This is a genomic window from Lactobacillus sp. ESL0230 (assembly GCF_003692805.1).
GTDB lineage: Bacteria > Bacillota > Bacilli > Lactobacillales > Lactobacillaceae > Lactobacillus > Lactobacillus bombicola.
The window spans coordinates 862,989-885,665 of the sequence record NZ_REHI01000006.1 but is presented as its reverse complement, the minus strand read 5'-3'; the positions used below and the strand labels follow the sequence as shown (position 1 = coordinate 885,665).

The following is a 22,677-nucleotide window of genomic DNA, read 5'->3' as shown; positions in this document are numbered from 1 at the left end:
AATACCAAAAATTTGGTAAAATGTAAGCATAAAACGGAAATAAATTGAAATTTTGCTTTGAAAGGAGATTATTATTTTGAAGCATAAAATTAAAAAAATAATTGGAGTACTTGTAATCGTTTGGGGATTAATGGTACCCACTCAAGTAGTTATCGCTCAAGAACTACCGAATAATTATTGCAACAATCAGTTAAACTTAAAAGTTAAATCGGCGATAGCAATTGATAGCAAAACCGGTCAATTATTATACGGACAAAATATTAATCAGCCTTTACCAATCGCTTCTATGACAAAATTAGTAACCGTTTATTTGACCCTAAAAGCAATTGAAGAAAAGAAAATCACTTGGACAACTACTGTTCAACCCACGCATCAAATTGTATCAATTTCAAATAATCGTGATTTTTCTAATGTACCGCTACGTTATGGTCATTCATATACTATCAAGCAACTTTATCAAGCAACTTTAATTGAATCTGCAAATGGTGCAGCAATGATGTTAGCCCAAGCAATCAGCGGTTCACAAGTTATTTTTGTCAAAATGATGCGTGAGCAACTGCAAAAATGGGGCATAACAGATGCTCAGATTTATACAACTTGTGGGTTACCAAACAAAAGTGTTGGTTCAGATGCTTATCCGCAAGCAACAAAGAATGCTGAAAATACTATGTCAGCCAAGGATATGGCGATTGTTGGACGTCATTTGATTAATGACTACCCATTTGTAATTAAGACAACCAAATTGCCGCGATTAAATTTTATTGATCAAAATTTTAAGACTCCAATGACTAATTTTAATTGGATGCTGAAAACTTTGCCGCAATATCATTCAAAAATAAATGTTGATGGCTTAAAGACAGGAACAACTGATGCTGCAGGTGCTTGTTTTATAGCTACGGCAAAGCATAAGGGAGTTAGATTGATAACAGTAGTCATGGGAGCACGTCATATTAATGGGACAGATCCTTCACGCTTTGAAGAAACGAGTAAGTTATTTGAATATATATTCAAGCATTATCATCCGGTTATTTTTAGGAAAAATGAAGTAATTATGGGTAGAACTGGTATACAAGTCAACTCCGGTAAAGCTAAGCAAATTAGCATAGGAATTAAAAAGGCTAGTGAAGTTTGGGTACCGATCGATCAAAAATTAAAAGTGAATTTGACGCAAACTGCTGTAGAGGCACCAGTGAAAGAAAATCAGGTTGTCAGTGAATATAGTTTTGAAGCTGGACCCGAGAAATTAATTTCTTTGACCAATCCTAATGGTCTAAAAATACCTGCTAAAGCTTTGGAAGCGACTGATCGAGTTAACTTTTTAGTTAGATTTTGGCGTTGGCTTTTTGGGGGATAATTTAAGTGATAGAAATTTCACAAGAAATGCTGACCAGAGTAATTAAAAAACGTTCCAGTAATACACATAAGGGTAATTTTGGTCGGATATTACTTATTGGCGGTAATGAAAATTATGGCGGAGCAATCATTATGTCAGCAGAAGGTGCATTAAATAGTGGCGCAGGTCTAGTAACCGTGGTAACCCATTCGCTCAATGCTGCTGCTTTACATGCTCGACTTCCTGAAGTAATGTATGTCGACTGGCGCCAGCGCAATTTAGCTGAAATAATCAAAAAAATGGATGTTATTGTATGTGGACCTGGTCTGGGTAATAGTTTGTTTGCTCAAAACATTTTAATTATGATTAAAGAAACGATTGCTAAAACACAAACTCTAATTTTGGATGCTAGTGCTTTAGATTTGCTAGCGCAAGATCATAGCTTAGTTCCAAGTAGTGCAGGCACAGTGGTACTTACGCCGCATCAAATGGAATGGCAGCGCCTTAGTCAAATTCATATTCCGTTTCAAGCTGATCAAGCTAACTTGACTGCGTTACAGACTCTTTTTCCTCGTGAAAATGCTATTCTGGTTTTAAAAAGTAATCATACCAAGATTTATGATGCTAAAGGTAATGTTTATCTTAATCCACTCGGGAACCCTGGAATGGCTGTAGGTGGAATGGGCGATACTTTAACTGGAATAATTGGTGGTTTTGTTGCCCAGTTTGGGTCAAATATTGACACAGTCTTAGCAGCAGTTTATTTACATTCTTTAGCAGGTGATGAACTTGCAAGTAACAATTATATAGTTCGTCCGACAAGGATTAGTGCATTGCTACCTGAATTAATGAAAAAATACGCTAATTAGAGTACATAAATAATAATTATCTGGAATAAAGTTTATTATAATTAGTAGAGGTTTACGCAGAATGAAAAATAATATTTTAAAACCGCTTACAATTTGTTTGATTATATTAATTGGTATTATCAGTTTAGCGCGAATTTCTATGCCTCCTACTGCAAATGAAGTAAATCAAAGGCATCAAACAATAATTAAAAAAAAGACAGCCGCTTCTTATCGCCCCTATAAAGACCCTGAAGATTTGCGTCGGCCCTATAATTGGCGTAAGTCAAGTGAAATGAAGCGATATCCTAATATTAAGCGATTAGAAAATGATTTAACAATTAGAGTTTCGCTTAAGGGCAATCGAGTATATATTTTGCGAGATGGTCAGCGAGTATATACAATGTTGGCAAGTAGTGGTATTTATAAAAATGGCCAATCGCTAACTCCTACTGGTAATTTTAAGATTAACTATAATCGTGGCACCTCATTTTATAACCCTGAATTAAATGAAGGAGCCAATAATTGGACTAGCTGGGATGAAAAAGATGAGTATCTTTTTCATTCCGTACCGACAAAAAGTAATGGTCGATATAATATAACAGAAGCAAGAAAATTGGGAATTAAGGCAGGTTCTCATGGTTGCATTCGATTAAGTGTTTCTGATTCAAATTGGTTAATGAAAAATATTCCTTATGGTACGAAAGTAATTATCAAAAATAATTAAAAGTATTGGCTTAGATAAATTTTCCTGCTATAATCACTTTGAAGCTGTTAGAAGTAGTAAGCATCTAATCTACTTAGCGAGTTCGCGTTGGTGTAAGACGAACTAGATTAGTGTATGAAGGCGTGTCTAACTGATAAAACAAAAAAGTTAAAGCGGATACTTTGTATCAATTAGAGTGGTACCGCGGGTAAAATCTCGTCTCTTCCTTTGTAAAGAAGGAAGAGATTTTTTTATTATTTTGGAGGTAAAAATGGATTTTAAAAGTAAGGTAGTTGACCTAGTTGCAAGTCAAGTCGATCTACCAAAAGAGAAAATTAATCAATTAATTGAAAGACCGAAAAATGAAAAAATGGGTGACTATGCTTTTCCAGCTTTTGCCTTAGCTAAAATAGTACACAAAAATCCAGTTGAAATTGCCACATCAATTGCTGCAAATCTCAAAAGTGCAGACTTTTCAACTATTCAAGCAGTTGGCCCTTATGTCAATTTTGCAATTAATCACGAAAAATTAATTACACAAACTTTGCAGGAAGTCTTGGCGCAAAAAGAGCACTACGGTGATCAAAAATTAGGTGAAGGTAATGTACCTATTGACATGTCTAGCCCTAATATTGCCAAGCCAATGTCAATGGGTCATTTGCGGTCAACTGTGATCGGTAATTCAATTGCTGAAACTTTAAAAAAGGTTGGTTATAATCCAATTAAAATTAACCACTTAGGTGATTATGGTACTCAATTTGGTAAATTGATTTCGGCATATAAACACTGGGGTGTCGAAGAAGACGTTAAAAAAGATCCGATTATGAGTCTGTTTAAATACTATGTTAAATTCCATGAAGAAGCGGAAAAGAATCCAGAACTTGATGATGAAGGCAGATCATGGTTTAAAAAACTTGAGGCAGGAGATCAAGAAGCAGTTGAACTATGGCAATGGTTCCGTGAAGTTTCTTTGGCTGATTTTAAACGGATATATCAAGAATTAGGTGTAACCTTTGATTCATATAAAGGGGAAGCATTTTTCAATGATAAAATGCAACCAGTAATTGATGAATTGAAGCAAAAGAAACTTTTGCATGAGTCTCAAGGTGCTCAAGTTGTTGATATGGGTAAAGATGAAAATCCAGCCATGATTGTTAAATCTGATGGTACTAGTATTTACTTAACACGTGATTTAGCTGCTGCAATATACCGAATGAATACTTATCATTTTGTAAAGATGATTTATGTAGTTGGTAACGAACAATCACATCACTTTGTAGAATTAAAGACTGTTTTGAAAAAGATGGGTTATGACTGGGCAGATGAGATATACCATGTGCCGTTTGGTTTAATTACTCAGAATGGCAAGAAATTATCTACAAGAAAAGGTAACGTAATTTTTCTTGATCAAGTATTACAGGATGCTGTTAGCTTGGCTGGTAAACAAATTGAACAAAAAAATCCCGACTTAGCACATAAAGAACAGGTTGCTCATGATGTTGGTGTTGGCGCAGTTGTCTTTCATGATTTAAAAAATGAGCGGACAGAAAATTTTGACTTTGATTTAGAAGAAGTTGTCCGTTTTGAAGGAGATACTGGTCCATATGTTCAATATACAAATGCTCGTGCCCAAAGTGTTTTGCGCAAAGCAGCAAAATTAGGGCAAAAGTCAAATCTGAATAATATTGCTCTTAATGATGATTGGTCTTTTGCCGTAGCAAAAGCTTTAGCTGATTTTCCAAGAATAATTGCCCGTAGTTGTGACAAATTTGAGCCATCAATCATTGCTAAATATTCGTTAGATTTAGCCAAAAAATTCAATAAATACTATGCCAATGTAAAAATCTTAACTGATGATCAGCAAATTATTGCCCGTCTAGCTTTAGTTCAGGCAACATCAATTGTTTTAACAGAAGCACTTAGATTATTAGGTGTTAATGCTCCTAAAGAAATGTAAAACTAATCATTTTCAAAAAATAACGCTTACATTGATTAAAAGCTTGTTCAACAATTAATTATTACGGTACAATGAGACTGTAAGTTTTATAGGAGGAAATTATCAATGGCATATTTAGATAATGGTAACCAAATTTTTAAAGATGCTCGTAAGAACCACTATGCAGTTGGTGCATACAACACTAACAACTTAGAATGGACACGTGCAATTTTACAAGCGGCTGAAGAAACTAGAACTCCAGTATTAATTCAAGTTTCAATGGGTGCAGCTAAGTATATGGGTGGCTACAAGATAGCTAAGGATATTGTTGAAGATTCAATTGACGCAATGGGAATCTCTGTACCAGTTGTTTTGAACTTGGATCACGGTGACTTTGAAGCAGCTAAAGAATGTATTGCTCTTGGCTATTCATCTGTTATGTTTGATGGTCATGCTTTACCAACTGAAGAAAACTTAGCCAAGACTAAGGAAATTGTTAAATTAGCACATGAACGTGGAATTTCAGTTGAAGCTGAAATTGGTAAAATTGGTGAAAATCAAGGTTCAGAAGGTGGAGAACTTGCATCTGTTGAAGACGCTAAAGCCTTTGTAGCTGCTGGTGTTGACAAGCTTGCTTGTGGTATCGGTAACATTCATGGTGTTTACCCAAGTGATTGGAAGGGATTAAACTTTGATCGGTTAAAGGAAATTGCTGATGCAGTTTCAGTTCCTCTTGTATTACACGGTGGTTCAGGTATTCCTGAAGAACAAGTTAAGAAGGCTATTTCACTTGGTATTTCAAAGGTTAACATCAACACTGAATTCCAATTAGCCTTCCAAGAAGCAACTCGTAAGTACTTTGAAGCTCATAAGGATGAAGATAAGGCTAACAAGGGTTATGACCCACGTAAGCTTCTTCTTCCTGGTACTGAAGCAATCACTAACTCAATGAAGGAAATGATTACTTGGCTTGGTACCCCATCAATCGATGACCAAATCAAGTCTGTTGCTTTTGATAAGAGTTCATTAAACTTAGAATAATTGCTATTTAGTTTATAAAATATATAAAAAAGGCTAACTCGATTAAGGAGTTGGCCTTTTTTATATCTAATGGTGTAAATAGTAGTACAAAAATTTCATCATATTTTTCTTCAGAATTAATACCTTTTCAGATATCCTTGCGTTAAATAGTTATTTAAAATTAACATCAATATACAAGAATATTTGATATGAATAATTTCTTCAATATGTTTTTAACGTAGGTTATTTCAAGTGATAGACTTTTGTTAGTTTTAGCGGTAGTAATAGAAAAGTCAATTTTAACTTTATCAGAAGGTAATTTAATGTAGTTAATATTGCTGTAGCAAGTATTTTGAACAGCTTCTAAACAAGTTGACATATTGCCAAGTCCTTTTCCAGCAAGCTTGAGAGCAGTGATGGAATCTCGAACATGAATTTTAGGGTAAAAACTAATTCCCATTTCATAAAAATAATTATCAACAATTTCTTGATAGCCTTGCTGACTATCAACTACAATAAAATTTTCGTGATTAAGTTGTTGCAATTCTTGTGGACTTACTTGAATTTCCTTTTTATGAGGATGATATAAATGGGAGTTTTTGCTTAAAACCAAGACCTGTTTATCGGTATATATTTGTTCACATTCAGTATTAGGAAGATGAATAATATTGCCAACAAATAAATCTAGTTGATAGTCCTGAAATGCTTTTTTTGCTTCTATCGTGCCTATTTCAATAGTTTCGGTGTTTAAAGCGGGAAATTTTTTTAATAATTTAGGTAGTATTGTTAAGTTGAAGTTTTGACCTAAAGGAGGGGTAATACCCATTCGTAAAGTAGAAAAATGCTTATTTTGGAATTGGTGAACTTCTACTTCAAATTGTCTTTCTAATTGTAAACTTTTACGCAAGTGTTTAATTAAAAGATGACCAGCAGGAGTTATTTGTATTGGATATGAATTTCTATCAATTAAAATAACATTATATTTTTGTTCATATTTTTTTATAACGCGACTAATGTATGGCTGTGTCAAATATAGCTTTTGTGCAGCTTCAGAAATAGAATTACTAGTTTCAATGGTTTCTAAAAACAGTAGTAATCGATTATTCATATTTAGCGCCTATTCCTATTTAGTAATATTAATTTTAATAACTAAGCATTTAACATACATTAAATTATAGTGTTAAATGAAAATGTAGGCAAGATTAATTAATAAATGGAGAAATTTTATGATTAATACAAAAAAAGTTAAATGGGATGCAACTTATGATGTCGTTGTATTAGGTTTTGGTGGTGCTGGTGCTGTTGCCGCCAGATTTGCTGCAGATAATGGTGCAAAGGTTCTTTTAGTAGATAGTGCGCCAGAAGGACATGAGGGTGGTAACACACGTTATTCAGCTCAATTAATTGGTACAGGAAGCGATTTTGCTAGTACTAAAAAATATTACCAAAATTTAACGGCACCAATGTCTCTTGACGAAGATATGATTGATACTTTTGTTAAGGGAATGATTGATATGCCCAATTTTGTTGCTAAATACTTAGAAACAAAACCATGCAGTGCAAAAGAATATGCACCTGAACTAAGTGACTCTTATCGAGAATACCCTGAATTAAAGGGCTCTGAATCATATGACTACACAACTGTTCGTAAAAGCTATTTTGATGCATCTTTGTGGCAAGTTTTAAAAGATCAAGTAATTAAACGTCAAGATCAAATCGACGTTTTGTATAATACACCTGCTGAAAAGTTAGTCCAGGATAACGAAAGCCATCAAATTACTGGTGTTGCTATCAAGCGTAATGGGAAGTTACTTTGTGTCAGAGCAAAAAATGGTGTTGTTCTGGCTACGGGTGGTTTCGAAAATAATCAACAAATGGTAGAAGATTACTTAGGGGCTAAAAATCTAGCACCATTGGGTACACTTTATAATAAGGGTGACGGTATTCGTATGTCACAAGAAGTTGGGGCTGATTTTTGGCATATGAATAATTTCGAAGCACTTGGATTACTTCATGGTATGGCTTTTGCAGTGCCAAAAGGTGAGCGTGCTCGTTTACTCCTTGGTCAGCAAAATAAAGTTGTTTCAACAGGAAGCGCATTAGTTGTTGGTGATGACGGTACACGATATTTCAATGAAGCTGAAGAAAATAGACATGGACATATTAAAAACCATGGTCAATGGAAAGTGCCCTTAAATCAAGAACATCCGTATCTTATTTTTGATGAAACAAAAAAGAAAGAACTTGATGCTGATGAAATTATTGGTGAATACAAGATATATACTCAAAATGTGATTTCTGCAGATTCAATAGAGCAATTAGCTGAAAAAATTGATGTTGATCCTGAAATTCTTAGCGATACGTTAAAACGATTTAATCAATCAGCGAAAGAACAAAATGATCCAGAATTTCGACGTGATCCGACAACGATTTGTGCACTAACTGGTAAAAAGATTTATGCTGTTGGTTTGGAACAAACAGTGCTTAATACTCAAGGTGGACCAAGAAGAAACACTAAAGCTGAAGTTTTAGATACAGAAGGGAAACCAATTCCTCACTTGTATTCAGCAGGTGAATTAGGAGGACTATGCGCAAATCAATATCAAGGTGGAGGTAACCTAGCTGAGTGTTTGATTTGGGGTAAAATTGCTGGTGAAGAAGCTGCTCAAAGAAAAGAAGGAGACGCTTCTGTGGATATTGCTACTGGTACTTCAGAACATGAGGTATGTCTAACTTCAGATCTCAAACAAGAAGATTATCCGACCACTAAGAATCAATACATAGGTAGATCTAGTCGAGGGATGGGTGACGAAATAGTTGTTCGTGTAACAGTGGATGAAGAGAAAAATTTAAAAAATATTGAAGTTTTAAAGCAGGCAGAATCTGATGACTATGGCTTAAAGGCCATTAAGACGATGCCAGCTGAGATGATAAGGCAAAATAAAGTAGATGTTGATACAGTATCAGGAGCATCGAGTTCAAGTCGTGGATTAAAAGATGCAGTCAATGATGCTTTAAATAAGATAAAATAGCCTAACGACCATCAATGAGGAACTTTATTGAAATGGATGTTAAATAATAAGTGAAACAGCACTAAGCTATCTTATAGCTTAGTGCTGTTTTTATAATTAACAATCCGGATTAAATATTTCTTGGAAGTGAAAAACCCCATTACTAAAATTATATTTAAGAACGGAACAATTTTTGATCCGATCTTTACGTTCAAAGGAATTATATGCAGCCCATTTTTTATAAAAATTCGCAATCGCCGCGCCGTGAGAAACGATTAGAATATGTTTTTTGGTAGAAGTTGTGACAATAGTTGTAATAGCTTGATTGATGCGCTCGGTTAATTGTCTTTGTGATTCACCACCAAATTGTACGAAAAAGTCATTATATGGCAGCGGTGGGTTAAGGTGTTCACCTTCCCCCTCATAAGTACCAAAATTCCATTCACGTAAATCTTTATGCACTTTAAATGGCAAATTAGTAATTAGTTTCAATGTATCAACTGCTCTTTCAGAAGTAGAACTGTGGGCTTCATCTAGTGGTATATTTAGTTTTTCAAAATATTCTTTTTTAGTAGCTTGGGCCTGTTTAATACCAAGTTCTGTCAGTGGAGAGTCACAAAATCCTTGAATTTTATGCTGAACATTAAACAAGGTTTGACCATGGCGGACTAAATAAATTGATTTCATAATTAATACCTCTTTTATTTAAGTTTAAACTTTATTGTAGCGAAAGAATAGCAAAATAAGCAATGTTCTTTAACATGAAAGTGATTAATTTTACTTGACTTAAAGTTGAATTGAAGGGTTAAACTAAGATAATGGAGGGAAAATTATGAGATTAAATGAAAACTTAACTTTAAATAATGGTGTTAAAATTCCTAAGCTAGCTTTAGGAACTTGGCAAATATCTAATCAACAAGTCACAGATGTAGTTAAAATGGCAATTCAAATGGGTTATCGTCACATTGATACGGCTCAGGCTTATGGTAATGAAGCTGGAGTTGGGAAAGGTGTCAAAAATTCTGGAATTAAGCGTGAAGAAATTTTTATTAATTCTAAAGTAGCAGCCGAAATTAAAAATTATGCTGAAGCCAAAAAATCAATTGATGATACTTTACTAAAGCTGGGTTTAGATTATCTTGACATGATGATTATTCATAATCCTCAACCATGGGTAGAAGTTAATCAATCAACGGATCGGCATTTTCAAGGAAACCTTGAAACTTGGGGAGCCTTAGAGGATGCTGTTAAAGCTGGAAAACTTCGGGCAATTGGTGTTTCTAGTTTTGAGGAAAAAGATTTACAAAACTTAATTGATAACAGTGACACTAAACCGATGGTAAACCAAATTTTGTGTCATATTGGAGCAACGCCAAAAGATTTAATTGATTTTTCGCAAAATAATAGCATAATAGTTGAGTCTTTTTCTCCAGTTGCTCATGGAGCGGCTTTAAATAATCCTATAATTGTAAAGATGGCGCAAAAATATCATGTTTCGGTTGCACAATTGTGTATTAGATATGATTGGCAGCTTGATACAGTAGTATTGCCAAAAGCTGCGCAGTTAGAACACATTAAGCAAAATGCCGAAATTGATTTTACAATTACTGACGAGGATATGGAATCCTTGGCACAACTTAGCGGATTAGATTACGGTTCAGCTAGTCATTTTCCGGTCTTTGGTGGCAAGCTGTAAGAACATGAAATATTTCTAGTGTTACATTACATATTTATATAACAAATTTAACTTAGCCGCATATTCATTAAAATGGATATGCGGCTATTTTTTGTTCCAAATAGTTGAGCGATTATTACAATAAATTTTTTTATTAGGGCGCAAATAGCATGAAATTAAAGCTTTTTATGCTACTTAATTTAAATAAATGTCCATTGCAAGAAGTTACTACGGACACTTTTTGATTAATTACTCGTTTATATAAAAAGCAAAATATAGGTATCGGGAGGGATGAAAAGTGCAAAAAGAAATTAGTCAACAAATTATTGATTATCTTAAGGTTCATAATCGGTTCATAACTTCCGATGAACTATCAAGTGGGCTAAGTGTTTCTAAGAAAACAATTGCACGTCATATCAATAGTTTAAATGAAAAGTTTCCCAAACCAATTATTATTTCCCAGAGGGGGCGAGGCTATGAGCTAAATTATTCCAATTACTTAGATTATGCGAACCAAAATTTTCATCATGATTCATCAACACATTTAAGACAGGAAAATATGCTAACCAAGTTGCTATTTGCATCACCAAATGAAGTAAAAATTTATGACTTGGTGAATAGTTTATATGTAAGTGAATCAGTTTTATGGAATGATGAAAAGCAGATAAGCAAAAAGATCCAAAAATGGAATTTAAAGCTTAAACGTAAGCAGCGATCAATTCAAATAGTTGGAAATGAAAAAGATATCAGAAATGCTCTAATCGAGTTGGTTTTGCACATTAATAATCTAACTGATATTGAAACTTTGCGTAAAAATACATCTCGACCTTATCAGAAAGACTTTAATTTTGCATTAAGTCAAGTTGAAATGGCATTACGTGTTTTAAATGGATCTTTACCATACCCATATAATATTAATTTTTTTGCTCATATTTACATTTTACTAACTAGAGCTAGTAAGTATAAATCTGTTGATAAGTCAATAATCTCAGAAAACAACCTGCAAGAAGAAATAAAAAATAATCCTGAAATTTTTAGTATTTGTAAAACTATTATTGATAACATCAAAAAATATTTAGGAGTTACAGGAACTGATTTAGACTCGGAAGTCTATTACTTGTTTAAATACTTGCTAACATCTAGATTTAATTCATTTGATGGAATTGTTTTGGATGATTGTGATTTAGCAGAAGAATTAACCGACTTTTTTATACAAGAAGTTTCGCAAAACTTAAATTGTAGTTTTGAATTATCAATTAAAGACGAGATAAAAGATCACGTTCTAGCGATGATTAGTAGACTGAAAATGAAAGTTTTGCTACCTAATGCCCTAATAAATGATATCAAGTTAGAGTACCCTAAAGTTTTTGCAGCAACTAAAATGGCGGCAATAAAAGTAAGTCGCAAGTTTGTTTTACCCAAAATTTCAGATGATGAAATTGGCTTTATCTGTCTATACTTTGCAAAATATTATGAAGAGAAAAATAAATCAAATACGAAAATTAAGACCTATGTAATTTGTACAACTGGAATTGGTACTTCTGGTATTATTTCAACCAAAATAAAGAATAGTATTCCAGATATTGAAATTATTGGATTAGCTTCAAATTTTGATGTTAAAACAATTTTAAAAAAGCAACCAACTGTTGATTTATTAATTAGTACTGTTCCTATCGATTATCATGGGGAAATTCCCATTGAATTAGTAAGTGCATTTTTTACAGAAAAAGATGAGCAAAAGGTGAAAAACGTTGTTAGAAAAATCCAAAGCAAAAAAAGATCTATTTAAAGGCAAGGATGACAGTATAACTAATCAAAAAAGTACATTTCAGGAAATAGCCACTTCTATTGCTAAAATTATGAAAATCGATTCAGATGAAGTACTTGCTAGTTTAGAAAGTAGAGAGAAAGTTAATAATACTGCTTTAGTTCAAGGATTAGCACTTCCACATATAATTTTAAAAGAAAATTTTTCACCTTGGTTATATGTTTTTACATCAGACAAATGCATTGCAGATTGGGACTGCCTTGATGACTCAAAAGTGAAAATTTTAATTTGTTTAGTTATTCCTCAAAAAGTTAATCAACAGGATGATAATTTTAAAAAAATACGTCATGTTATTAGCAAATTAGCAGAAGACGATATCGTTTCACAAATTAGCAAAGCGAAAACTGCCAAGCAGGTAATAAATATTTTAGAAAAATAGGAGGTGAAAATTTTGTCGGAAGAAAAAGTAGACATCGCTAAAATTGTGTCCCCTAACTTAATTAAACTAAATTTAGTTGGCACTACAAAAGAAGAAGTTATCGATGAACTTAGCGAACTTTTAAAACAAGATAATGATGTAGATAATAAACAAGTTTTTATTGAAGATGTGTTTAAACGTGAAACAGAAGGAGAAACAGGTATTGGTCAAGGTGTTGCGATTCCACACGGTAAGTCACTAGCCGTTAAAAACACAACAATTGCAATTGGATTGAGTAATCATCCAATTCCATGGGAAACACTTGATGATCAGCCAGTAACCGCTGTGATCCTCTTTGCCGTAAGAGATCAAGATGCAAGTACATTGCATTTAAAACTTTTACAGCAAATAGCAATTTTGTTATCAGACGATGAGTTTATCAATAAACTCCATCATGTCAATACTAAAGAAAACGTGATTCAACTTTTATGTAATAAATAAGGAGATGATTTTTATTATGAAAATTGTTTGTGTATGTGCCTGTACATCAGGAATAGCTCACACCTATCTGGCAAAGGCTAAATTAGAGAAAGCTGCAAAGGAACTTGGATACGAGATTCATATTGAAACCCAGGGGACAATTGGTACTGAAAATGAATTGACTGCTAAGCAAATTGCTGAAGCGGATGTTGCATTGTTAGCAGTTGATATTGCAATCACTGGAAATGAACGTTTTAAAAATCTACCAACTGTTAAAGTTGGTACTTCATTAGTTGTGAAAGCGCCTAAGCAATTGCTTGAAAAAATTGAAAAAGAAGTTAATGCAAAGAAAAGTCAGAAAGCGTGATACAAATGGATAAATTTGTTAGTGGTGCAAAGAAGGCAGGATCTACCGTTAAGAAACACTTGTTAACTTCCATTTCTTATATGCTTCCATTAATTGTTGCCTCTGGATTACTTATTGCAATTGGTAATTTAATGGGTGGTAAGCAAGTGAATACTTTGGCTCAGATGAACTTCCCGAATTCTATGACAACACTTGGTGTTTTGGGCATGGGGCTATTGCCATCATTTATCGCTGGCTATATTGGTTATTCAATCGCTGATCGACCAGGAATTGCTCCTGGATTTTTATCAGGACAAATTGCTTCTTTTCTTGGGTCAGGCTTTTTAGGCGGTATTATCGGTGGATTTATCGCTGGTTATATTGCTTTAGGAATTAAGAAAATAAAAGTTCCAAAGTGGGCAAGCGGATTAATGCCAATGTTGATTGTACCAACTGCTACAGCAATTTTTACTGCTTTTATTATGTTCTTCTTATTAGGTAATCCACTCACAGTTGCAACTAAAGCATTGAATCATTTTATAACCGGTTTGGATCGCTCTCAACGAGCATTATATGGTTTTTTAATTGGTCTAATTGGATGTGCTGACTTTGGTGGGGCAATTAGTAAGATTCCTAATTTAATCTGTGATGGGCTACTACTAGACGGAATTAAAGGTCCAGAAGGAATAAAAGTTTTAGCAGCAATGGTTCCACCATTTGGAATTACGATGTCATACTTGTTAGCTAAACTTTTCCATAAGAAAATTTATACTAAGCAAGAAGTTGAAACAATTGAAGTTGCTTTTCCAATGGGCTGTTGTATGATCACTGAAGGCGTCATACCAATTGCAATGAACGACTTGTTAAGAACTTTACCATGTACCTGGATTGGTTGTGGTATTACCGGAATGATCAGCTATGCTTGGGGAAATGAAAGTCCAGTTCCTTCTGGAGGAATTTTCGTAATTCCTGCAATGTCAAAACCAGTGGTTGCAATAATTGCTTTAATTGTTGGTTCACTTATAACAGGAATTTTGTTAGCTATTTTTAAAAAGTCTTTAAAAGATGCCGAAGTTAGCGGAACCACGCAAACTGATGACGAGAATGAGACTAACGTAGACTTGTCAGGAATTAATCTTCAATAGCTTTAAGGATGTGATAAATGGACCACAAAATGTTTCGAGGAAATATTCAAAAACAAATATTAAATAAAAAAGTTAATTAAGGAGATAAAATAATGACTTTAGTAAATATGAACCAGTTAATGGAAATAGCTAGAAAAAATAATTTTGCAGTAGGTGCATATAACGTTTCAAACTTAGAATTAATGCGTATTGCCATCGAACAGTGTGAAGCAGACTATGCACCTGCAATTATCATGATTCATCCAACTGAATTACGTTACTGCAAGGATGATTTTATTAGTTACGTATTAACTAGAATTCGTGACAGTAAAATTCCTATTGTACTTCATCTTGACCATGGCGACTCCGTTAACAGTGCAGTACGTGCAATTCATGATGGATTCAGTTCGGTAATGATCGATTTATCTGCTGAGGAATGGGATACTAATGTTGCTTTAACTAAAGAAACGGTAGAAATGGCTCATAGAGTAGGTGTGTCGGTTGAAGGTGAAGTTGGAACAATTGGTCAGACCGGTGTCCACGTTGAAGGGCATAAAAAAGAAGGAATTTACACCACTCCTGAAGAAGCACAAAAGTTTGTTGAAGAAACAGGCGTTGACACATTAGCTGTTGGTATTGGTACCAGCCATGGTATTTATCCTTCAGATGTTACACCCAAAATTAGAATTGATATTTTGAAAGATATTGTTAAGGCTGTTCCAGATACTCCTTTAGTTTTGCATGGTGGTTCATCAAACCCAGATGAACAAATTGTAGAAGCTGTTAAAAATGGAATTAGCAAGGTAAATATTTCTTCTGATTACAAGCATGCGTTTTTTGAAAAGGCTCGTAAAATTTTATCTGAAGATGATGGGTGGGACCCTAATAATTTGTTCCCGGAGGCAATTAAATCAGCAAAGAAAGTTGTACATCATAAAAATAAATTGTTTGATGCTATTGGCAAAGCTAAATTGTATGAAGGAATTGATCCTTGGCGTGCAGATAAAATCTAGCTTTAATAAAAAAGAGAGAGTTCAAGCTTTTTATTTTGATTTATAAAGGAATAGTTAATGATAAAATTAGGATCAATTGAAGCTGGAGGAACAAAGTTTGTTTGTTCAGTTAGTGATAAAAAACTAAATATTATTGCTAAAACTAGAATTCTAACTACTGTACCAGATGAAACTATGTCAAAAATTTATCATTTTTTTCAAAAAAACCAGCCAGATGCGATTGGAATAGGATGCTTTGGACCAATAGGAATGAGTGAAGGATGTGAAAATTATGGAAAAATATTAGCAACTCCAAAAAAAGGATGGGTAAATTATCCCTTTTTAGAAAAAATACAGTCCCATATCAGTGTACCTGTATTTTGGACAACAGATGTGAATGCTGCTGCATATGGAGAGTATAAACTAGGTGCTGGTAAAGGACTTAAAAATATTATTTATTGGACTGTAGGTACTGGTATTGGGGCAGGCGCAATATGCAATGGTAAAATCTTAAATGGAGTAACCCATTCAGAAATGGGACACATTTTAGTGGTTAGAAATCAGTACGATCATACTGAAGGAACTTGTATTTATCATTACGATTGCTTAGAGAGTTTGGCTAGTGGTCCTGCAATTGAAAAAAGAGTAGGCACAAAAGCTGAAAATTTATCTAAAAGTAGTAAACAGTGGGACATGGAAGCATATTATCTTGCCCAAGCATGTGTCAATGCAACAATGATTTTGTCACCTGAGAGAATTATTTTTGGCGGAGGCGTGTCAAATCAAGAACAATTATTTCCCAAAATTCGTTATGAATATAAAAAAATGGTCGGACAATATCTTGAAACCACTTCACTTGATAAATTTATTGTTCATGCAAAACTTGGTAATGATGCGGGTACAATAGGTTGTCTTTTGTTAGCAAAAGAAGTACTAGCGATATAGATTACATGATTGGTGCCGAAGCTGGCTGTAAAAGATTCACTATCTAAAATCAAATAGTTGTTATTTCAAATATGATTAATTAAAGTCTATATTAATACACATAATGTTAACTCTCTGATTTAAATTTAAAGTCAGAGAGTTTTTATTTTGATAGCAACTTAAATTCTAAATAATATTTTTAAAATAAGTAAAATCATATTGATTACAAGCAAAAATAGACAAGATCAAATTAAAAAGACTAGCTCTAATCAAATATTAGAAGTTAGTCCCTAAAAGTACTTAATAATCTCTTTTAAATTTAAACTTGTTTTTTAAAAATTGTCGGCTTATTTAATGCTGGCTCAGTCATAAGTAAAATTTTATTTGCTTTAAATTGAATTGGTAATAGTTCATGCTGGTATAGTCTTTCTTCAACAAACATTTCAGCGCGATCATTAACAATGACCGGATAATTCCATTTGCCGATTTTAACTACTAAGTAACCATTATCATCACTAACTGTCAGTAGTCCATAACCGGGGTGATAATAGTCACCACAATATGCTTGAATAGTATTAAATCGGTGGGATGCATTTCCTTTTAGCTTGGCTAAGTGAGATTCATGCGTAGTGACTTTATTTGCCATAATTTTACTTACTTTATCTGCCCAATCGGTATCATTTATACCCATTACTTCGTCAATTGTTTGATAGGCCAATGCAAAAATAGCATCAGTTGAGTCCAAATTGGTTGTAAACACAAAGGCTAAGTCAAAATCAGGGACAAAGCCTAAGAATGAACAATATCCAATATAAGAACCACTGTGATAGAAATACTTGTGTCCCCGATAATCTTCCATCATCATGCCTAGACCGTAGGCAGCAAAGTTAGCCCCACCATAATTGCGACTAGGGGCCATGATTGACTGTGGTAAGTACCGTTGCGCCGTAATCTCAGTTGAAGTGGTTTTTTGAGTTTTCAATTGAAATTCAGCCCAAGTGAGTAAATCTGCAATTGTGGCTAACATGCTGCTAGCGCCACCAACTTTACCTGGTGCAATAAAAGGTACTTCTTGAGTAAGATTATTATCGCGAATAAAGGGTTTTACAATTCGTGCTTGAGGTGCTTCATGATGATTAATAAAAGTATTATTCAGTCGCAGTGGTTTAAGCAAATTTTCCCGTTCATAAGCACCATAATCTTGTCCAATTGCCTGTTCCATTGCATAAGTAGCTACTGCATAAATTAAATTACTATATTGCATTTTGTATCGTAATTCATGATTGGGTTCTAAGTAGCCCACATGTTCAGCTTTTTCCTTTAAAGAAAGGTCATTTTTGTTCATATTGGTAAAACGCATCAGATCATGAGCAGGGAGCCCACTTTGATGACTGAGAGCGTCTCTAAAGGTTAAATGATTTTCGGCCTGTTTATCAATTAATTTGAAATCAGTCCAGTATTTCTTTAATGGATCATCTAGGTTGATTTTTCCCTGATCAGCTAATTGGCAGATTGCGGTTGCTAGAAATGTTTTTGAAATAGATGCTAGTGGATACAAACTATTTTGTTCGGCTGCACCGTAAACTTGACTATAGCGATCATTGGCATGATAAATTCCAATTCCCAGACTGGGTAAGTTAAATTTAGAAATCATTGTTTCTGCTAAGTGATTAATTTTGCTATTATCCATTTTTACTCCTTTATATAGATGCTTATAAGCAAATCTTTAACTAATATTTTACTCCTTAATAAAAAACAATTAAATATTTTTTATTAAATAATGAATTAAATGTATTAATATGATATATTTATTATAATAATTAAATAAAATTTAAATGGAAGTGAAAAATTACAATGAAAAGAGAAAATATATTAGCTTCTTTAGGTATTTTAAGCATGGCTGCCATGACTTTAGCCGGTTGTGGTAAGAATAATGCTACTAAAAATGAAACCAAAACAGTTGCTAAATTTCCCGTGGAAACACCTATAAAAACACCAAAGCAAGGAGGAGTAGTTAAGATTGCAGTAGAAACAGATACCCCTTTTTCTGGCATCTTCTCTAATGAATTATCTTCTGAAGATGTGGATGCACAAGTTGGGGCACCAGGGCAAGAGACGTTATTTGATAGTGATGATCATTACAAAATAAATGATAAGGGTCCAGCAACCTTAAAATTAAATTTAAAAAATAACACAGCTACTATTAATATAAAAAAGGGAGTTAAATGGTCTGATGGTAAACAAGTAGTAGCTAAAGATTATGAATATGCATATGAAATTTTAGCTAACAAAGAGACAATGTGCCCAAGATATACTAACCAATTTGAAATCTTAAAGGGTCTAAAAGAATATCATGAAGGCAAGGCAAAAAATATTTCTGGAATTGAAATGCCTGATGGTGAAAATGGTCGAAAAATTGTACTGCACTTCTCGCATTTAAGTCCAACTATGTATAATGCCGGTAACCGATATTTGTGGTCATCAGTTGAGCCGTATCATTATTTAAAGAATATTCCATTTTCTAAATTAAAATCATCTGATCAAATTCGAAAAAATCCATTATTCTTTGGCGCGTTTAAATTGGCTAAATTAGTTCGTGGTCAATCAGCTACTTGGGTACCCAATGAACATTATTGGCGTGGAAAGCCAAAATTAGACAAAATCGTAATTTCAGTTGTTTCACCGAATTCTGCGACTCAAGCAATTAAAAGTCACAAATTTGATGTAATTCAAGTTATTAATACTCAATGGGATCAAGTTAAAAATACAAAAGATGTTAATTTTGTGGCACAAATACCTTTAAGCTATCGTTATTTAGGATTTAAGGTTGGTAAATGGGATAATAAGTTAAATAGGAATGTCGAAAATCCAAATGCTAAAATGAACAATAAGGCGTTAAGACAAGCGATTGGCTATGCAATGAATGTTGATGAAGTTAATAAACATTACACCAGTTCATTATCCTTTAGAGTAACTACATTAATTCCTTCTAAGTTTGGTGACTTTTTTGATAAGGATGCAAAAGGTTTTCCTTATAGTTTGAAAAAAGCAAATGATATTTTAGATAAAGCTGGTTTTAAGAAAAAGGGCAAGTGGCGTACTCAACCTAATGGCAAACCATTGACCATAAAAATAGCAGCAATGAGTGGGGATGCTACGCAAGAACCAATTACGCAAAATTATATTCAGCAATGGAAGAAAATTGGGTTGAATGTCCAATTAGCAACTGGTCGTTTAATTGAGCATAATTCATTCTATGACAAACTTCAGCATGATGATAAAGGAATTGATATGTATATTGGAGGCTGGTCGATGCCATCGGAACCGTCGCCACAGTCATACTATAGTGAGTCAGCACCATTTAATATGGGCCGTTTTGTAACGGCAAAGAATACTAAATTGCTTGAGGACATGAATTCACAAAAAGCCTTTAACCATAAGTATCGGGTGCAAAAGTTTCATGAATGGCAAAGATATATGAATGAAGAAGCGTATTATATTCCAATTTACAATTCATATCAGATTACAGCAGTCAATAATCAAATAACTGGATACTCCTTTAAACCATCCAAAAATAATAGTGGTCAACCACTATGGTATAACGTAGGTTATGTGAAATAAAGGAGCTATTGATGAGAACAGGAAGCAAAATTATTACACTTGATAATGGCTATCATTTATGGACAAGTACGCAAGGTGAGGGTAATATTCATCTTTTAGCCTTACATGGCGGACCTGGTGGAAATCATGAGTATTGGGAAGATGCAGCTGATCAATTGGCTAAACAAGGTCTAAAAGTACAAGTAACAATGTATGATCAACTAGGCTCGCTATACTCTGATCAGCCAGATTATGAAGATCCCAAAATTGCTGAAAAATATCTAACTTATGAATATTTCCTTGATGAAGTTGATGAGGTTAGAGCAAAGCTAGGGTTAGATAATTTTTATTTAATTGGTCAAAGTTGGGGTGGTTTACTAGCGCAAGAGTACGCTGTTAAATACGGACAACATCTTAAGGGAACCATTATTTCATCAATGGTTGATGACACCGACGACTATATTGCATCAATTAATCGGCGCCGCCAGCAAATTTTTCCACAAAGTGAAATAGATTTCATGCGTGAATGTGAAGCTAATAATGATTATCAAAACCAGCGTTATCAAGAAGACGTACAAATTTTGAACATTAACTTTCTTGATCGGCGGCAGCCGTGCAAGCTATATCATCTTAAGCGGATAGGCGGCTTGCCTGTCTATCATGCCTTTCAAGGCGATAATGAGTTTGTAGTAACCGGTAAATTAAAAGACTGGCATTTTAGAAAATATTTAAAACAAATAACTATGCCAACTTTGCTAACTTTTGGTGAAGAGGATACGATGCCATTAGAAACAGCTAAAATTATGCAGCAAGAAATACCTAATTCTCGCTTAGTGACAACACCTAATGCTGGTCACCACCATATGGTTGATAATCCTGAAGTATATTACAAGCATCTTGCCGATTTTATTCGTGAAGTAGAAGATGGGACTTTTCAAGGTGACTAAGTTAGTTTAAAAAAAGAGTGTTTCATAATAGTCGATTTGTTATGAAACACTCTTTTGTTGTAGTTATTTTTGACCGTAAAAATAGTTAGCAGTGGCACCACCATCAATTAAAAATGTTGCTCCAGTAATAAAAGCACCTTGTGGGCTCATTAATAGTTGAGCTACATTGGCAACTTCATCAGCAGTTCCTGGTCGACCAGCAGGTGATTGGGCAAACATTTTTTTATAAAAATCACCGCGCGGTCCATTAAATTCATCTAAGGCCAGCGGCGTTACAATAATTCCGGGAGCAATTGCATTAAGTCGCGCTCCTCGTTGAGCCCAATTAATTGCTTCAGCCATCACTCGCTTTTCATTGCAACGTTTGGCAAGTTGATAGGCCTTGAGAGTATCTGTAATTTTTTCCGGTTGTAGAAAATCTAAAGCTAATAAATTTTCAGTTGGAGTCATTGCCAAGGCTTTGTCTTGTGTAGGAGTTAGGGCAGGCATGCGATGACCTGATTGACTAGAAATGATTACCCCCACACCATTATCAGTAATCACTTTACCAACTTCTTCAAGTAAAACTGCGGTACCATATAAGTCAACTTGCAAGATATCTTCAATACTGGCTTGACTAGGAGATAGCCCAGCTCCATTGACTAGAGCGGCAATTTTACCAAAAGTTTGAGCAAAAGCGATTGTCTTGCGTATTGAAGTTCGTGAAGCTAAGTCCATTGTAGTTGGTTTGGCATCAAAACCAGCTTCTAATAACGTTTGAGCAATTTTTTGGGCATGGTTAAAATTTTTGTCACCTACAACAATTGTATACTCGGCACCTAAGCGCCGGGCGATGGCCTGACTGATTTGGCCGGCACCAATGACTAACATTACCTGTTTTTTCATTATTGATAACTCCTTTAATTAATCCGATTAATTCCTAAACTTTTCCTTCTACCTAAATTAGGATCATGAACTAGTCTTAATACCAAATCAGCAATGCTTAAGCGGGAAACATCATATCCACCAAAAGGTTCTCCCTTTTGTGTGAGCTGGTAAGCAGTATCATTTCCGTTGTCAAACCAGCCGGGCCGAATAATAGTGTAATTAAGGCTGGAACTTTCAATTATATCAGCTGCTTTGCGGTAGGGCGTTAAAATTGGGTTAGTTATTAAATTGCCTTTTGGGTCAATAGCCGCAGGAATTTCATTATAAATCCCCATTGACGTAATAAAAATCAACCGATTCAAATGGAAAAGTGGCATTTGTTTAACTAAGATTTGTGCGATTTGTTTAATTGCACCACTGACTGCCACAAAAACAACGTCTTGGTTTTCTAGTGCCACTTGTAATTGTGTTTGATTGAGCGCATCACCAGTAATTATTTGTTCTCTTGTAGAATCAAGGCTTAACTGCAAATTTTGGGTATGTCGTGCCATCAAAGTTAGCGTATCATTAGAATGTTGCAAAAAATATTGCCGAGTAACTTGACCAATCGATCCACTGGCACCAATTATTAATACTTTCATCAAAATTGAATTCCTTTCTAATTTGATTTAAAATCATTTTAGCT

21 protein-coding genes are annotated in these 22,677 nt (G+C 34.1%); 16 read left to right on the top strand and 5 right to left on the bottom strand.

What is annotated here, in order from left to right:
* Positions 1-70 precede the first annotated feature (70 nt).
* The 5 genes from F5ESL0230_RS06080 to fba all read left to right on the top strand — a co-directional run bounded on the left by F5ESL0230_RS06080 (position 71) and on the right by fba (position 5,861).
* The gene (locus tag F5ESL0230_RS06080) at positions 71-1,354 is read left to right on the top strand and encodes a serine hydrolase (protein WP_369931600.1); all 1,284 of its coding nucleotides are present in this window, start codon (positions 71-73) and stop codon (positions 1,352-1,354) included.
* Positions 1,355-1,359: 5 nt separating this feature from the next.
* Complete coding sequence (locus F5ESL0230_RS06075) at positions 1,360-2,202, top strand: NAD(P)H-hydrate dehydratase (protein WP_122022016.1); 843 nt, start codon at positions 1,360-1,362, stop codon at positions 2,200-2,202.
* Positions 2,203-2,263: 61 nt separating this feature from the next.
* Positions 2,264-2,905: a L,D-transpeptidase gene (locus tag F5ESL0230_RS06070; RefSeq protein WP_122022015.1), complete on the top strand. Its 642-nt coding sequence runs from the start codon at positions 2,264-2,266 to the stop codon at positions 2,903-2,905.
* Between the two features lie 250 nt (positions 2,906-3,155).
* On the top strand, positions 3,156-4,841 hold the full coding sequence (gene argS, locus F5ESL0230_RS06065; protein WP_122022014.1) for an arginine--tRNA ligase: 1,686 nt from the start codon (positions 3,156-3,158) through the stop codon (positions 4,839-4,841).
* A 105-nt stretch (positions 4,842-4,946) separates the two neighbouring features.
* Positions 4,947-5,861, top strand: coding sequence for a class II fructose-1,6-bisphosphate aldolase (gene fba, locus F5ESL0230_RS06060; protein WP_118896372.1), 915 nt, complete (start codon positions 4,947-4,949; stop codon positions 5,859-5,861).
* Between the two features lie 166 nt (positions 5,862-6,027).
* Here fba and F5ESL0230_RS06055 read toward each other — a convergent pair whose 3' ends face one another.
* Positions 6,028-6,948, bottom strand: a complete 921-nt coding sequence (locus F5ESL0230_RS06055; protein WP_122022013.1) for a LysR family transcriptional regulator — start codon at positions 6,946-6,948, stop codon at positions 6,028-6,030.
* 118 nt (positions 6,949-7,066) lie between these two features.
* Between F5ESL0230_RS06055 and F5ESL0230_RS06050 the strand changes: the two genes are divergently transcribed.
* Entirely contained in the window at positions 7,067-8,872 is a 1,806-nt protein-coding gene (locus tag F5ESL0230_RS06050) for an FAD-binding protein (RefSeq protein WP_122022012.1), read from the top strand.
* A 96-nt stretch (positions 8,873-8,968) separates the two neighbouring features.
* Here the strand turns inward: F5ESL0230_RS06050 and F5ESL0230_RS06045 are convergent, their stop codons facing one another.
* On the bottom strand, positions 8,969-9,538 hold the full coding sequence (locus tag F5ESL0230_RS06045; protein WP_369931593.1) for a histidine phosphatase family protein: 570 nt from the start codon (positions 9,536-9,538) through the stop codon (positions 8,969-8,971).
* 145 nt (positions 9,539-9,683) lie between these two features.
* Here F5ESL0230_RS06045 and F5ESL0230_RS06040 point away from each other — a divergent pair, with 145 nt between their 5' ends.
* The 8 genes from F5ESL0230_RS06040 to F5ESL0230_RS06005 all read left to right on the top strand — a co-directional run bounded on the left by F5ESL0230_RS06040 (position 9,684) and on the right by F5ESL0230_RS06005 (position 16,599).
* Positions 9,684-10,547: an aldo/keto reductase gene (locus F5ESL0230_RS06040; protein ID WP_122022010.1), complete on the top strand. Its 864-nt coding sequence runs from the start codon at positions 9,684-9,686 to the stop codon at positions 10,545-10,547.
* A 277-nt stretch (positions 10,548-10,824) separates the two neighbouring features.
* On the top strand, positions 10,825-12,315 hold the full coding sequence (locus F5ESL0230_RS06035) for a PRD domain-containing protein (protein ID WP_122022009.1): 1,491 nt from the start codon (positions 10,825-10,827) through the stop codon (positions 12,313-12,315).
* Positions 12,278-12,733: a PTS sugar transporter subunit IIA gene (locus F5ESL0230_RS06030; protein WP_122022008.1), complete on the top strand. Its 456-nt coding sequence runs from the start codon at positions 12,278-12,280 to the stop codon at positions 12,731-12,733. The genes F5ESL0230_RS06035 and F5ESL0230_RS06030 overlap by 38 nt, the downstream gene beginning before the upstream one ends.
* Before the next feature lie 12 nt (positions 12,734-12,745).
* Positions 12,746-13,213, top strand: a complete 468-nt coding sequence (locus tag F5ESL0230_RS06025) for a PTS sugar transporter subunit IIA (RefSeq protein WP_122022007.1) — start codon at positions 12,746-12,748, stop codon at positions 13,211-13,213.
* Between the two features lie 16 nt (positions 13,214-13,229).
* Positions 13,230-13,559 carry a PTS fructose transporter subunit IIB gene (locus F5ESL0230_RS06020; RefSeq protein WP_122022006.1) on the top strand — a complete coding sequence of 110 codons (330 nt, stop codon included), beginning with the start codon at positions 13,230-13,232 and terminating at the stop codon, positions 13,557-13,559.
* A gap of 80 nt (positions 13,560-13,639) precedes the next feature.
* Positions 13,640-14,683 carry a PTS fructose transporter subunit IIC gene (locus tag F5ESL0230_RS06015; RefSeq protein ID WP_233551655.1) on the top strand — a complete coding sequence of 348 codons (1,044 nt, stop codon included), beginning with the start codon at positions 13,640-13,642 and terminating at the stop codon, positions 14,681-14,683.
* Between the two features lie 92 nt (positions 14,684-14,775).
* Positions 14,776-15,675, top strand: a complete 900-nt coding sequence (locus tag F5ESL0230_RS06010; RefSeq protein ID WP_122022004.1) for a ketose-bisphosphate aldolase — start codon at positions 14,776-14,778, stop codon at positions 15,673-15,675.
* 57 nt (positions 15,676-15,732) lie between these two features.
* The gene (locus tag F5ESL0230_RS06005) at positions 15,733-16,599 is read left to right on the top strand and encodes an ROK family protein (RefSeq protein ID WP_122022003.1); all 867 of its coding nucleotides are present in this window, start codon (positions 15,733-15,735) and stop codon (positions 16,597-16,599) included.
* A gap of 298 nt (positions 16,600-16,897) precedes the next feature.
* Here F5ESL0230_RS06005 and F5ESL0230_RS06000 read toward each other — a convergent pair whose 3' ends face one another.
* Positions 16,898-18,268 (bottom strand): serine hydrolase, encoded by a 1,371-nt coding sequence (locus F5ESL0230_RS06000; RefSeq protein ID WP_122022002.1) that lies wholly within the window; start codon positions 18,266-18,268, stop codon positions 16,898-16,900.
* A gap of 164 nt (positions 18,269-18,432) precedes the next feature.
* Here F5ESL0230_RS06000 and F5ESL0230_RS05995 point away from each other — a divergent pair, with 164 nt between their 5' ends.
* Complete coding sequence (locus F5ESL0230_RS05995; protein ID WP_122022001.1) at positions 18,433-20,199, top strand: oligopeptide ABC transporter substrate-binding protein; 1,767 nt, start codon at positions 18,433-18,435, stop codon at positions 20,197-20,199.
* A gap of 11 nt (positions 20,200-20,210) precedes the next feature.
* Complete coding sequence (locus F5ESL0230_RS05990) at positions 20,211-21,125, top strand: proline-specific peptidase family protein (RefSeq protein ID WP_118896364.1); 915 nt, start codon at positions 20,211-20,213, stop codon at positions 21,123-21,125.
* Between the two features lie 63 nt (positions 21,126-21,188).
* On the opposite strand, the gene F5ESL0230_RS05985 is transcribed toward F5ESL0230_RS05990, so the two are convergent.
* Together F5ESL0230_RS05985 and F5ESL0230_RS05980 are read right to left on the bottom strand one after the other, a co-directional pair.
* Positions 21,189-22,010 carry an SDR family oxidoreductase gene (locus F5ESL0230_RS05985; protein WP_122022000.1) on the bottom strand — a complete coding sequence of 274 codons (822 nt, stop codon included), beginning with the start codon at positions 22,008-22,010 and terminating at the stop codon, positions 21,189-21,191.
* A 14-nt stretch (positions 22,011-22,024) separates the two neighbouring features.
* Positions 22,025-22,636, bottom strand: a complete 612-nt coding sequence (locus F5ESL0230_RS05980) for an NAD(P)H-binding protein (RefSeq protein ID WP_122021999.1) — start codon at positions 22,634-22,636, stop codon at positions 22,025-22,027.
* Positions 22,637-22,677 lie beyond the last annotated feature (41 nt).